We start from the raw sequence: 12,480 nt of genomic DNA, 5'->3' as shown, positions 1-12,480 counted from the left end.
GTCAGGCGCCGCGGAAGCCGCGCGCCTTGGCGCGCGCCAGCGCGGCGTTGCGCACCGCAGGATCTGCAGCCGCGCCATCGGTGAGATTGTTGAGGCCGGACAGATGCTGCCGGCCGCCGAACTCCACCAACGAGACCTGCTTGGACGCGCCCGGCTCGAAGCGCACCGCGGTGCCGGCGGGAATGTCGAGCCGCATGTTGAAGGCGGCGGCACGATCGAATTCGAGCGCCTTGTTGACCTCGAAGAAGTGGAAGTGCGAGCCGATCTGGATCGGCCGGTCGCCGGTGTTGACGGCGGTGAGCGTGATGCTGCGGCGGCCGGCATTGAGCGCAAGCTGGCCCGCCTGCGCCTTGATCTCGCCCGGGCGCTCGGGATCGGCAGCCGAACCTGCAGCCGGCCGGATCGGCTCATGCACGGTCACGAGCTTGGTGCCGTCCGGGAAGACGCATTCGACCTGGATGATGTCCATCATCGCGGCGATGCCCGGCAGCACGTCATCGGTGGTCAGGATGGTGGAGCCGTGACTGATCAGGTCGGCGACGCTGCGGCCGTCGCGCGCGCCTTCGAGGATCTCGTCGGTGATGATGGCCACCGCTTCCGGATAGTTCAGCTTGAGCCCGCGGGCGCGGCGGCGGCGCGACAGCTCGGCGGCGTTGAAGATGGTGAGGCGCTCGAGTTCGGTTGGCGTCAGCAGCATGCGATCTCACTCTCAATTGGCGAACAGCCGCAATTCGGCGTGGACATGGCGCGCGGCCGCAATGTCGAGGATGGGGATGAAGCTTTCGAGCTCGGCGTCGTCGTCGAGCGGAGTTGCGACCAGGGCATCGATCAGCGGCAGCAGCGCCTGCAGCACGCTTTGCCCCTGCAGGGCGCCGACGGCGCCGAGCCGCACCGCCGCGGTGATGAGGCCGGACGCCACCGTGTAGGCCGAGCACAAGGCGGCGTGCTGCTCATCGAGCTGCAGCGCCGCCCATATGGCGCCCTGCATCACGGCGATATGCCCCAGGCAGTCACCGGCCTTCACCTGCGCGCGCAGCTTGAGCGCAAGCGGCTGTCCGAGCCGCGCATGCGCCGCCAGAAATGACGCGCCATTGCGGCGCGAACCGGCGCGCAGCGCCTCGATCATGGTGGAGGCCTCGATCTCCCGATCCACCGCGGCCAACGCATCGAGATCCCTGCCGGCGCGAAACGCCCGTTGCAGCGCGATCCGATCATAGCTTGCCCAGCGCTGCTGCAGCACCGCGGCGCAGAGACGTTCGAACTCGCCCAGGCTCATGTCGGGGCGCAACGCCAGCGCTCCTTCGATGCCGTAGGAGAAGGCAAAGGCACCGCTTGGAAACGCCGCATCGGCCTGCCAGATCGCGCGCAACAACGGGAGCATGGGTCAGTGGTCGCGGTGGTGATGAGGGTGGGAATCATGGCTCGCACCGTGACTGTGAGACGGCGCGGCCTCGTGGGAAGGCGGTGAATCAACGGCCTCCTCGTCGAGCACGGTGACGGCCACCCGCCGCGCCGCGATCAGGTTCTCGATCCGGGCGGTGTAGTCCTCGGGCCGGCCCTCCAGGGCCACCAGCAACACCTCGCCGCCGAATCTGACACGCCAGTGTAGGTTTCCGACCTGGTAGCCGAGTTCGACGGCATCCGAAATCGAGCGCGGCTCGAGCCGCAACCATCGTTCGGTCGCAGCCCGCACCACGATCGCGCGGTCGCGCTCCAGGAGCAGCACGGCACCATCAAACAACTTCTCGGTCCGAGGCAACGCGATCGCGAGTTCCTCGCCGCTGCGCGTCGAGATCAACAGCCGGCGGCGGGCGAGATCGGCCGCCGGCACGGCGACGATATCGACTGCCCCCCGATGTTCGAGACGATGCAGCGCTTCGGACATGTCCGGCTCCAGCCTGCTCCCCAGCACGTGCTCGATACGTCGCATCGCAGAGGCCTCCGTTCACTCGATGGCAAGAGGGGGCGCGGCGGCGGCAAGGCCCGCCGCCGGCCAGCATTCGGATCAGCGGTGGGCAACCTTCTTGTTGGGAATGCCCTCGATCGGACATTCCTCGGTGCCGACCGTGGACCGGGTGAACGACTCGACCATTTCGCGGGTCCCTTCAGGATCGGCCACCCACTTGGCGTAGAAGTCGTAGGGACAGGCCGCCACGCCGCGATCGCCATCGCCGGAATTGATCAGGCCGGTGTAGCCGCGATGCACGAGCTTGAAGAGATGGTTCTGCGATTGGCCGTTCTTGCGCGCGTCCCGGATCAGCGACTTCGACAGCTGGGCATATTGCACGCCATAATCCTCCTCGCCGCATTCGCCGAGCGTCCGGCCGTCGAAGCCGATGATCGCGGAATGGCCGAAATAGGAGTACACGCCGTCAAAGCCGGAAGCGTTGGCGACCGCGACATAGACGTTGTTGGCCCAGGCCATCGCCTTCGCCATGATCACCTGCTGGTCCTTGGCCGGATACATGTAGCCCTGGCAGCGCACGATCAGCTCGGCGCCCTTCATGGCGCAATCGCGCCAGATCTCGGGATAGTTGCCGTCGTCGCAGATGATCAGCGAGATCTTCAGCCCCTTCGGGCCTTCCGAGACATAGGTGCAGTTGCCGGGATACCAGCCCTCGATCGGTACCCAGGGCATGATCTTGCGATATTTCTGCACGATCTCGCCCTTGTCGTTCATCAGGATCAGAGTGTTGTAGGGCGCCTTCTTCGGGTGCTCCTCGTGCCGCTCGCCGGTCAGCGAGAACACGCCCCACACCTTGGCTTTGCGGCAGGCCTCGGCGAAGATCTCCGTCTCGTCGCCCGGGACGGTCGAGGCCGTCTCGTACATCTCCTTGGAGTCGTACATGATGCCGTGCGTCGAGTATTCCGGGAAGATCACGAGATCCATGCCCGGCAGGCCGGTCTTCATCCCGACGATCATGTCGGCGATCTTGCGGGCATTGTCGAGCACCTCCGCCTTGGTGTGAAGGCGCGGCATCTTGTAGTTCACGACGGCGACGCCGATCGTGTCGTTGCTCGAAGTGATATCACCATGCAGCATCTTGCTCTCCTTGCTACCAACCCGTCAAAAACCTGCCATTCGCGTTCCGGCGCGCTGGCTTGCGCACCAGCTTTCTCCACGACGTCGGATCGTCACACCGCCATGTGGCGATGGACCATCGCGTCGGTGAGTTCCGAAATTTCGCCTGCTGCGACGATGCGTCCCTTCTCCATCATGGCGAAGCGATGCGCCGCATTGCGGGCGAACGAGACGTTCTGCTCGACCAGGATCACGGTCAGCCCGATCTCGCGGTTGAGCCGGATGATGACCTGCTCGATCTCCTCGACGATCGATGGCTGGATGCCTTCATTGGGCTCGTCGAGCAGGATGATCCTGGGGTTTGCAGCCAGCGCGCGCGCGATCGCCAACTGCTGCTGCTGACCGCCGGACAGCACGCCGCCATTGCGATCGAGATTGTTCATCAGATACGGAAACAGCTCGGCCACCAAAGGCGGGATCTCGCGCTTGCCATCGGCGCGCGCGAACGAGCCCATCAGGATGTTCTCGCGAATGGTGAAGTCGGGAATGATCTCGCGGCCCTGCGGCACATAGGCGATGCCGGCGCGTGCACGCCTGAACGTCGGCTCCCGCCCGATCTCCTGATCGCCCAGCCGGATCTGCCCATCCATGCGGTCGGTCAGTCCCATCAGCGTCTTGAGCAGGGTGGTCTTGCCGGTGCCGTTGCGGCCGAGCACCGCCGTCACCTGGCCATCGGGCACATCCAGCGACACGTCGTGCAGGATATGGCTGCGATCGTAGAAGCTGTCGACATGAGACAGAGCGAGCATCAGGTGATCCCCTTCGACCCGAGATAGGCCGCGCGCACCTTGGGATCGTTCTCGATCTCGGCGACGCTGCCTTCCGCCAGCACCTGGCCGAGATGCAGCACCGTGATGCGCTCGGCGATCTCGCGCACGAAGGCCATGTCGTGCTCGACCACGATGATGGTGTGGCGGCCCTTGAGATTGTTGACGATCAGTGAGGTCTTGTGCGTCTCGGCCTGCGTCATGCCCGCGGTCGGTTCGTCGAGAAGGATGATCTTCGGATCCTGGGTGATCAGCAGGCCAAGCTCGAGCCACTGCGTCTGGCCATGGCTGAGATAGGCGGCGACCTGGCCCGCCTCCTCGGTCAGCCCGATCAGCTCCAGCACCTCGTCGATCTTGGCCTTGGCCGAGAAGCCGAAACCGAGATTGGCGAACACGCCGGGATTCTTGCAGCTCGCGACCTCCAGATTGCGGCGGACCGTGAGCTCCTTGAAAACGCTGGGGATCTGGAACTTGCGGCCGATGCCGGCGCGGGCGATCTTGTGCTCCTCCCAATTGGTGATCTCGGTGTCGTGCACGAAGACGCGGCCGCCGGTCGACTTGGTCTTGCCGGAGATGAGATCCATCAAGGTCGTCTTGCCGGCGCCGTTGGCGCCGAGCAGCACGCGCAATTCGCCGTCCTCGACGATCATCGAGACGCCGTTGACAGCCTTAAAGCCTTCGAAATCGACACTGAGACCGTCGATGGTGAGCGCTGCCTGGGCCATGGGCTACTCCGCCGGCTGCGAGGATGGATCGTTGACGCGCACCGCCGGCGCCGGCGTCGACGGCCTCCGGGTGATGAACCGATCGATCAGGTCATGAGCGAGACCGGCGATGCCGCGCGGCATGTAGAGCACGACCAGCACGAAGATCAGGCCGATGATCGCCTTCCACGCTTCCGCGAAGCCTTCGGTTTCGCTGACGGTTGCCGAGATCATGTTGATCAGGATCGCACCGATACAGGCGCCCAGGATCGAGGCGCGGCCGCCGACCGCCGCCCATACCACCATGGTGATCGAGAAGCTCAGATCCATGAAGGTCGGCGAAGCGAACTCCGAGACGATGACATAGAGCATGCCCGCGAAGCCCGCGATCAGCGCCGACACCGCGAAGAAGAAGGTCTGGTAGGCCGGTACATCGAAGCCGAGATAGCGCGCGCGGTTCTGATCGTCGCGGATCGCCTGCAGGATGACCCCTGCCCTGGTCTCGACCAGCAGCCGCGCTGCGATCAGCACGACGCTGAGCGAGACGGCGATCAGGTAATAAGTCGGCACCACATAGGGATCGAACTCGAAGCCGCCGAGCTTGAACCAGCCGAGATCGGTGAGGCCGTTGAAGCCGTTGGTCACCGGCTGGGCGTCGATCATCACGAGCCGGACCAGCAGCACCAGCGCCAGCGTGATGATCGAGACGAAGACGCCGGCGATGCGCTTGCGGAACACGATCGAGCCGAGCACGAAGGCGATGGCGACCGGCAGGATCAGCCCCATGGCGACGCCGAACCATTGACTCTGGAACGGCAACCAGAGAAACGACGCCTTGTTGATGCAGCACAGCTCGGTCTTGGCGCCGGGCTCCGCGTTCCACAGCATGAAGTCCGGCACGGGCTTGTCCGAGCCCTGCTGCAGGCTGGTGGAGCTCGCGAGCTTCAGCGACATCGCCAGCATGTAGGCGCCGGCGCCGAAGAACAGGCCCTGCCCCAGGTTGAGAATGCCCGCATAGCCCCAGGACAGCGCCACGGCGATGCCCAGCATCCCGAACACGAGATATTTGGCGAGACGGTTGAGCCAGAACGAGTCCATGATCAGCGGCACGAGCATGATCAGGACGATGAAGGCGGCGTAGATCGCCCAGTCGATGCGGCGCTTCGACATCATGGTCAGCGTCCCTTCAGGGCGAACAGGCCCTTCGGCTTGAGCACGATGATGGCGATGACGACGCCGAACACGACGGCGCGGGCGAGGATGTCGTTGGTCGCGGCGGCGACCAGGCCGTTGATCTCGCCGAGAATGCCGGCCGACAGCACCGAACCGAGCAGGCTGCCGACGCCGCCCATGACGACCACGAGGAAGCCGTCGACCACCATCGAGGTCCCCATGTCGGGGAACACGGTCTTGAAGCCGGACATCATCACGCCGGCGACACCCGCAAGACCCGAACCGAACGCAAAGGTCAGCGCATTGACGCGGGTGACGTCGATGCCGCAGGCGGCGGCCATCTTCGGGTTGCGGATGATGGCGCGAACCTGCGTGCCGGCCACGGTGCGATAGATCACGAACCAGGTGGCGATGGCGAGCATGGCGGTCACCAGGATGATGAAGGCGCGATAGCGGTTGATGTCGGCGCCGGCGAAACGAAACGTGCCCTGCAGGATGTCGGGGACGCTGACGTTCTGCAGGCCGGGCCCGAGGCCCTGAATGTGGATGCCGAGGAACGACAGCCCGAACTCGAGCCGCACCGCCTGCTGGATCAGGATCGCAATGCCCCAGGTCGCGAGCAGCGTGTCGAGCAGCCGGCCGTAGAGCTTGCGGACCACGACGCGCTCGATCAGCAGCCCGAGCAGCGCTGTCACGATGAAGGCGAGCGGGATGGCAATGAAGATGTCGGTGCCGAACCACAGGCCCGACAGCACGGTCACATAGGCGCCGACCATGACCATCTCGCCATGCGCCATGTTGATGACGCCCATCGCGCCATAAGTAATGGCGAGGCCGAGCGCGACCAGCAGCAGGATCGATCCCAGGCTGAGACCGATGAACAGAACCTCGAGCATGACAGTGCCTCCCGCCATCCACCGCGCGAGGGAGGCGCGCGGTGGATGAGGTTTCCCAAACGTCAGGTTTTCAGCTTGGCCGCGTCGAGACCCTTCCCGGTGCAGAAAAGGTTCGTCGGCGTCTCGCCATAGGCGACGTAGGGAAGCGGCATGACCGGCTCCTTGTAGGCGTCGATGATCTTGCCCTGCCCGTCCGGAAGCCACTGCGCGATGCGCGGCGTCAGGTAGGTGTGCAGGTTCTCGGCCTCGATCTTGACGTGGCCGTTGGGCGCGTCGAACTCCTGGCCCTTGACGGCCTCGCGGATCGCCGCCGGCGAGATCTCGGCCGCCTTTTCCACCGCCTGCTTCCACAGGAACACCTGGAAGTAGGACGATTCCAGCGCGTGATGCGTCACCGCCTTCGGGTCCTTGACGAATTTGCGGTAGCGCTCGATGAACGCCTTGTTGCGATCGGTGTCGATCGCCTGGAAATACGGGAACGAGGTGAAGGAACCGACCGCATATTCCGCGCCCATCGCCGCAATCTCAATCTCCGAGGTGACGGTCGCGCAGATCGGCAGCTTGTCGTGGGTGAGGCCCTGGTTCTTGTACTCGCGATAGAACGCGATCACGGAGTCGCCGACCACGTTGGACAGCACGACATCGCAGCCCGAGCTCTTGATCTTGTTGACCATCGAGCCCCATTCGGAATGGCCGAGCTCGAGATATTCGTCGGCGATCCATTCGCCGCCGTTCTTTTCGATCAGGATCTTCGAGACCTTGGCCATCTCGCGTGGATAAATGTAGTTCGATCCGACGATAAAGAACTTCTTCTTGCCGAGCGTCTTGATGATCCAAGGGATGAAATTCGACAGCTGCTGGTTCGGAACGGCGCCGGTATAGACGACGTTCTTCGAGCACTCGAAGCCTTCATAATAGGTCGGATAGAAATAGAGATTGTTGCGCTTCTCGAACACCGGCAGCACCGCCTTGCGGCTCGCCGAGGTATAGGAGCCGAACACGGTCGGAACGCGATCCTGGATGACGAGCTTGGAGGCCTTCTCATTGTAGGTCTTGGGATCGGAGGCGCCGTCCTCGGCGATCGCCGAGATTTTCATGCCCTTGACGCCGCCGGCCGCGTTGATCTCGCTGATCGCCATCATCGTGGCGTCGTGCAGCGACTTCTCCACGATCGAGAGGCCACCCGTCAGCGAAAACAGCACGCCCACCTTGATCTCGCCAGCGGCCTGCGCGCCGGTCGAGAACACCCATGGCGAGGTAATCAATGCGCCGCCCGCCAGGGCGCCGCTCTTCAAGAATTTGCGTCGATCGACTGCCATACCGCACACTCCCCGTTGTCCAGGCACACGTCCTCGTTCGCGCCGAAGCACGTTGCTTGCTGCCAAAATTCGCCCAGAGCGGATCGAGCTCCGACGACGCGCTGTGCGCCGGCGGCTGTCCTCGGTCCAAAAAACAAAAAAGCCCGACGAACCCTTCACGGGTTCTTCGGGCTACCTAGCCGATGCCAGACCAGCATCATCGATGGTCCGGCTGCGTTGAGAAGGATCTTCTCCCTTCAACTAATAAAAGCTAATCACCTTTCGCGCGGTATTGCAAGAGCTCGTTGGCATGAATGATCGCCGCGGCCATGTCGTCCATGGACAGGCGCTTCGACATCGCCTGCTTGCGGATGCTCTCATAAGCATCAGCCTCGCTCAATCCCTGGCCATCCATCAGGATCGCCTTGGCTTTCTGTATCCGCTGGATGCCGGCGAGCTTGCGCTCCAATTTGCGCACGCGCTTCTCGGATTCCCGCCGCTCCAACCACAGGCTGCGCGCGATCGTCAAATTCGTAAGCAATCCGAATGGCCGGATCGGCCGCTCGATGACAGCGACCGCACCCGCCTCAAGCACCAGTTGCAGCGTCGATGGGTCCTCGTAGGAGACGACGGCGATCAGGGTCGGCCGATGGTCTGCATCCGATTTCAGCAGCCGCTGGATTTCCAACCGCACATCATGTTCGATCGCGAGCAGCACCACGTCGGCGCCTTCAGCCCAGCAATCCGGCACCGGCCATTGCATCTCGACCATGCAGCCGATACGGCGCAGATGCTCGACGAGCTTGGTCCGCTCGCTGTCCGGCGGATGCACGACATGGACCCGCAGGCCGCGCAGATCACGAAGAATTTGGATGGCCACGCCCGGATCTCCGTCCCGCCACGCTACCCCTGGACCTCAGGACCGAATGAGCTGCTGCTCGTCGACCGACCAGTCGTCGAGGCTCTGGACCACACAATAGGGATCGGGCTTCACGCGCACGCCCGGATTCCAGACGATCTGGAAGCGCCCCTGGCCGTCGACCCGCGCGATCCGCGGCCATAGGTAAGTGTGATTGTTCTCGGGATCGACACGGACCCGCCCCTGCGGCGCGTCGAACTCGAAATCGCGCATGTTGCCGAGCACCTGCTCCGGATCATCCGTGCCGCATTTGGCCACCGCGCGCATCGCCAGATGGACCTGAAAATAGGCCGCTTCGGCGCAGGCCGTCACCGGCGCATCGTCGCCATATTGCGCCTTGAAACTTGCAACGAACCGCCGCGCGGCCTGCGACGACAACGTCTCGAAGAACGGCGCCGCAGTGATGTGGCCTTCGGCGGCCTCCGCCCCCATCTCGGCCACCTCGGCCTCGCTGGTGCTGAGGCTCGCGATCGGCATCCGTGTCGGATCGAAATCGGCGGCGCGATAGGCGCGATAGAACTCGGCTGTCCCGCTGCCCACGACCGTCGAGAAGATCACGTCCGGCGACGTCTTCTTGATGCGGGCGATGACCTTGTCGAAATCCTTGGCTTGCGCAAGCAGCGGAACATAGATCTCGTCCAGCACCTTGCCTTTGCCCTGGACCACGAAATCGGCCATCAGGCGGTTCGACTCATAAGGGAAGACATAGTTCGAGCCAACGAACAGGAAGCGGTTGCCATAGGTCGAGAGCAGGAAGCGCGCCAGCTGCAGCGAATTCTGGTTCGGCGCGGCGCCGGTGTAGATGCAGTTGCGGGAATATTCGAACCCTTCATAAAGGGTCGGGTAGAACAGCAGACCGCGATGGCCCTCGACCGAAGGCAGCACGGCCTTGCGCGTGCTCGACATGTAGCAGCCGAACAACAGACGGATGCGGTCGACCTGGAACAGGCGCTCGGCAAAGGCGCGGAACTTCTTCGGGTCCGAAGCAGGGTCGTAGATGATCGGCTCGATGGGGCGACCGAGAATACCGCCGGCAGCGTTGATCTCGGAGATGGCCAGCAAGGTGGCGTTGAGTTGTGTGCGTTCGATGCCCGAGGTCACGCCGGTATGCGAAAACAGCACGCCGACGCGCCAGCTTTCAGGCTGCCTTTCTGAAGAACCCATGTGACGACAGCACCACTCTCCTGAATGCGCGTTTTCCGACACCGGAGATCGGCATTGCGGACGAACGCCACCTTTATTCTGTCTAGGATGATTACTTGCTTGGCGTCAACCGCACCGCCGGATGGCGGAGCTTGCGCCGCGGAGAGAGGCCGAACAAGATCGGGAGTGTCATCGGTGTGCCCTGCGTTCCTCGCGCGGTGCCAGGCCGAACTGACGCCGATAGCAGCGCGCGAAATGCATCGGCGTCGCAAATCCCGTGGCGAGCGCGACCTCATGGATCGCCATCGTGCTCTGGCGCAGCAGCCCGCGCGCGTGCTCGAGCCGAATCTGCAGATAGCGGCGATGAAGGGTCGTCCCGAGATGTTGCGCAAACAAACGCTCCAGCTGCCGCAACGACAGGTCAGCGCCGGCGGCAAGCTCGCGAGGTGCCAGCGGACGTTCGATCCGCCTTTCCATGCGCAGCAGCGTGTCGACCAGCTTGGGATGATGCACCCCGAAGCGCTGTGCCGGCGACAGCCGCTGTGCAGCCCCGCCGCGCCGGACCTCCGTCTGCAGAAACCAGTCGCTCACCGCCGCCGCCAGCCGCGCGCCGTGATCGATCCTGATCATCGCATGCATCATGTCGAGCGCCGCGATGCCGCCAGCGCAGGTGAAGCGGTCGCGATCGATCTCGAACAGCGAGCGGCTGAGCGACAAGTGCGGAAACGTCTCGGTGAACGCCGGCATGTGCTCCCAATGAAGGGTGCAGCGATAGCTGTCGAGCAGGCCAGCCTGGGCGAGGATGAAGGGACCCGCTGAGACGCCGATCATCCGGACGCCATGCCGCGCCGTGCTCCGCAAATAAGAGAGAGTGGGTGGATGCGAGAAAGTGGCCGGATTTCCGCCGGCGCAGACCACGATGGAGTCGAGACGTGCGGCGCTGCCGATGGTGGCATCGGCCGGGATCCTGACGCCGTTGGAGGCAGCGATATCGCTGCCGCGGATCGCGATGTGACGCCAGCGGTACAGCGTCCGGCCGCTGAGCACGTTCGCCGCCCGCAGCGGTTCGACCGCCGACGCATAGGACATCAGCGCGAAGCCGGGGATCAGCAGGAAGCCAACCCGATGCGCCCGGACGTCGTCGCCCCTCGGTCCGTCGCTTCTAGACCCTCTTTCGTCGTTTCTGGACATCACCTCGGAGAGATAGCAGCGCATTGTGCCTGCGACAACCCGGTGATCGAAGGCGCATGCGCTATTCGCTGTTCTCTCTCGCCCGCCAAGCCCTGCGCGGCCATCGCGACTGGCAGCCGGTCTGGCGCGATGCCGCCCCGCAAGCGAGCTACGACATCATCATCGTCGGCGGCGGCGGCCATGGGCTGGCCACCGCCTATTACCTCGCCAAGGAGCACGGCATTCGCAAAATTGCCGTGCTCGAAAAAGGCTGGATCGGCTCCGGCAATGCCGGCCGCAACACCACGATCATCCGCTCCAATTATCTGCTGCCCGGCAACGAGCCGTTCTACGAATGGTCGATGAAGCTGTGGGAGGGCCTGGAGCAGGACCTGAACTACAACACCATGGTCAGCCAGCGCGGCGTGCTGAACCTCTATCATTCCGACGCGCAGCGCGATGCGTTTGCCCGGCGCGGCAATGCGATGCGGCTGGCGGGCGCCGATGCCGAGCTGCTCGATGCCGACGCCGTCAGGCGCATGCTGCCATTTCTCGATTTTGACAATGCGCGCTTTCCGATCAAGGGCGGCCTGCTGCAGCGGCGCGGCGGCACCGCGCGGCACGATGCGGTCGTCTGGGGCTACGCCCGCGGCGCCAGCGCGCGTGGCGTCGACATCATCCAGAACTGCGAGGTCACCGGCTTCGTGCGTGACGGCGATCGCATCACCGGGGTCACCACGACGCGCGGCACGATCCAGGCCGGCAAGGTCGGGCTTGCGGTTGCCGGCAGCAGCTCGCGGGTCGCGGAGTATGCCGGCCTGCGGCTGCCGATCGAAAGCCACGTGCTGCAGGCCTTCGTCTCCGAAGCCATCAAGCCGCTGATCCCCGGCGTGGTCACCTTCGGCGCCGGTCATTTCTACATCAGCCAGTCCGACAAAGGCGGGCTCGTCTTCGGCGGCGATATCGACGGCTACAATTCCTATGCGCAGCGCGGCAATCTGCCGACCGTGGAGGACGTCTGTGAGGGCGGCATGGCGCTGATGCCGGCGATCGGCCGCGTGCGCATGCTGCGCTCCTGGGGCGGGCTCGTCGACATGTCGATGGACGGCTCGCCGATCATCGACCGCACGCCGCTGCAAGGACTCTATCTCAACGCCGGCTGGTGCTATGGCGGCTTCAAGGCCACGCCGGGCTCCGGCTGGTGCTTCGCGCATCTGCTGGCGCGCGATGAGCCGCATCCGGTCGCGAGCGCCTATCGCCTCGACCGTTTCGCAACCGGCCACCTGATCGACGAAAAAGGTCAGGGCGCGCAGCCAAATCTGCACTGA

13 protein-coding genes are annotated in these 12,480 nt (G+C 64.2%); 1 reads left to right on the top strand and 12 read right to left on the bottom strand.

Translation table 11 applies throughout. The annotated features are described in order from the left end of the window. Window position 1: 1 nt before the first annotated feature. From BBTA_RS09125 to BBTA_RS09070, 12 genes are all read right to left on the bottom strand, one after another. A complete protein-coding gene (locus tag BBTA_RS09125) occupies window positions 2-697 on the bottom strand; it encodes an urease subunit gamma (RefSeq protein WP_012042184.1) in 696 nt (231 codons plus the stop codon). A 12-nt stretch (window positions 698-709) separates the two neighbouring features. Further along, window positions 710-1,381, bottom strand: a complete 672-nt coding sequence (locus tag BBTA_RS09120; protein WP_012042183.1) for an urease accessory protein UreF — start codon at window positions 1,379-1,381, stop codon at window positions 710-712. 3 nt (window positions 1,382-1,384) lie between these two features. After that, complete coding sequence (ureE, locus tag BBTA_RS09115; RefSeq protein WP_012042182.1) at window positions 1,385-1,930, bottom strand: urease accessory protein UreE; 546 nt, start codon at window positions 1,928-1,930, stop codon at window positions 1,385-1,387. A 75-nt stretch (window positions 1,931-2,005) separates the two neighbouring features. Further along, on the bottom strand, window positions 2,006-3,043 hold the full coding sequence (locus BBTA_RS09110; protein WP_012042181.1) for an aliphatic amidase: 1,038 nt from the start codon (window positions 3,041-3,043) through the stop codon (window positions 2,006-2,008). Window positions 3,044-3,135: 92 nt separating this feature from the next. Beyond that, entirely contained in the window at window positions 3,136-3,831 is a 696-nt protein-coding gene (gene urtE, locus BBTA_RS09105) for an urea ABC transporter ATP-binding subunit UrtE (RefSeq protein WP_012042180.1), read from the bottom strand. Further along, the gene (gene urtD / locus BBTA_RS09100; protein WP_012042179.1) at window positions 3,831-4,574 is read right to left on the bottom strand and encodes an urea ABC transporter ATP-binding protein UrtD; all 744 of its coding nucleotides are present in this window, start codon (window positions 4,572-4,574) and stop codon (window positions 3,831-3,833) included. The genes urtE and urtD overlap by 1 nt, the downstream gene beginning before the upstream one ends. Window positions 4,575-4,577: 3 nt before the next feature. Beyond that, window positions 4,578-5,726, bottom strand: coding sequence for an urea ABC transporter permease subunit UrtC (gene urtC / locus BBTA_RS09095; protein ID WP_012042178.1), 1,149 nt, complete (start codon window positions 5,724-5,726; stop codon window positions 4,578-4,580). A gap of 2 nt (window positions 5,727-5,728) precedes the next feature. Continuing rightward, complete coding sequence (gene urtB / locus BBTA_RS09090; protein WP_012042177.1) at window positions 5,729-6,622, bottom strand: urea ABC transporter permease subunit UrtB; 894 nt, start codon at window positions 6,620-6,622, stop codon at window positions 5,729-5,731. A 62-nt stretch (window positions 6,623-6,684) separates the two neighbouring features. Continuing rightward, window positions 6,685-7,941, bottom strand: a complete 1,257-nt coding sequence (locus BBTA_RS09085) for an ABC transporter substrate-binding protein (protein ID WP_041750507.1) — start codon at window positions 7,939-7,941, stop codon at window positions 6,685-6,687. A 250-nt stretch (window positions 7,942-8,191) separates the two neighbouring features. Continuing rightward, window positions 8,192-8,800: an ANTAR domain-containing response regulator gene (locus tag BBTA_RS09080; RefSeq protein WP_041750506.1), complete on the bottom strand. Its 609-nt coding sequence runs from the start codon at window positions 8,798-8,800 to the stop codon at window positions 8,192-8,194. A 36-nt stretch (window positions 8,801-8,836) separates the two neighbouring features. Next, the gene (locus BBTA_RS09075) at window positions 8,837-10,003 is read right to left on the bottom strand and encodes a transporter substrate-binding domain-containing protein (RefSeq protein ID WP_012042174.1); all 1,167 of its coding nucleotides are present in this window, start codon (window positions 10,001-10,003) and stop codon (window positions 8,837-8,839) included. Between the two features lie 168 nt (window positions 10,004-10,171). Further along, complete coding sequence (locus BBTA_RS09070; protein WP_148221421.1) at window positions 10,172-11,173, bottom strand: GlxA family transcriptional regulator; 1,002 nt, start codon at window positions 11,171-11,173, stop codon at window positions 10,172-10,174. 56 nt (window positions 11,174-11,229) lie between these two features. Between BBTA_RS09070 and BBTA_RS09065 the strand changes: the two genes are divergently transcribed. Beyond that, on the top strand, window positions 11,230-12,480 hold the full coding sequence (locus BBTA_RS09065; protein ID WP_012042172.1) for a sarcosine oxidase subunit beta family protein: 1,251 nt from the start codon (window positions 11,230-11,232) through the stop codon (window positions 12,478-12,480).

The sequence above is a fragment of the Bradyrhizobium sp. BTAi1 genome, assembly GCF_000015165.1.
Classification (GTDB): domain Bacteria; phylum Pseudomonadota; class Alphaproteobacteria; order Rhizobiales; family Xanthobacteraceae; genus Bradyrhizobium; species Bradyrhizobium denitrificans.
Note: the sequence above shows the minus strand (reverse complement) of the source record. Positions and strands in the feature narration are given on the sequence as shown.

Excerpts from the sequence above, each read along its gene's own strand:
- BBTA_RS09125 (WP_012042184.1), bottom strand. The coding sequence starts at position 697 with ATGCTGCTGACGCCAACCGAACTCGAGCGCCTCACCATCTTCAACGCC.
- BBTA_RS09120 (WP_012042183.1), bottom strand. The coding sequence starts at position 1,381 with ATGCTCCCGTTGTTGCGCGCGATCTGGCAGGCCGATGCGGCGTTTCCA.
- ureE (WP_012042182.1), bottom strand. The coding sequence starts at position 1,930 with ATGCGACGTATCGAGCACGTGCTGGGGAGCAGGCTGGAGCCGGACATG.
- BBTA_RS09110 (WP_012042181.1), bottom strand. The coding sequence starts at position 3,043 with ATGCTGCATGGTGATATCACTTCGAGCAACGACACGATCGGCGTCGCC.
- urtE (WP_012042180.1), bottom strand. The coding sequence starts at position 3,831 with ATGCTCGCTCTGTCTCATGTCGACAGCTTCTACGATCGCAGCCATATC.
- urtD (WP_012042179.1), bottom strand. The coding sequence starts at position 4,574 with ATGGCCCAGGCAGCGCTCACCATCGACGGTCTCAGTGTCGATTTCGAA.
- urtC (WP_012042178.1), bottom strand. The coding sequence starts at position 5,726 with ATGATGTCGAAGCGCCGCATCGACTGGGCGATCTACGCCGCCTTCATC.
- urtB (WP_012042177.1), bottom strand. The coding sequence starts at position 6,622 with ATGCTCGAGGTTCTGTTCATCGGTCTCAGCCTGGGATCGATCCTGCTG.
- BBTA_RS09085 (WP_041750507.1), bottom strand. The coding sequence starts at position 7,941 with ATGGCAGTCGATCGACGCAAATTCTTGAAGAGCGGCGCCCTGGCGGGC.
- BBTA_RS09075 (WP_012042174.1), bottom strand. The coding sequence starts at position 10,003 with ATGGGTTCTTCAGAAAGGCAGCCTGAAAGCTGGCGCGTCGGCGTGCTG.
- BBTA_RS09070 (WP_148221421.1), bottom strand. The coding sequence starts at position 11,173 with ATGTCCAGAAACGACGAAAGAGGGTCTAGAAGCGACGGACCGAGGGGC.
- BBTA_RS09065 (WP_012042172.1), top strand. The coding sequence starts at position 11,230 with ATGCGCTATTCGCTGTTCTCTCTCGCCCGCCAAGCCCTGCGCGGCCAT.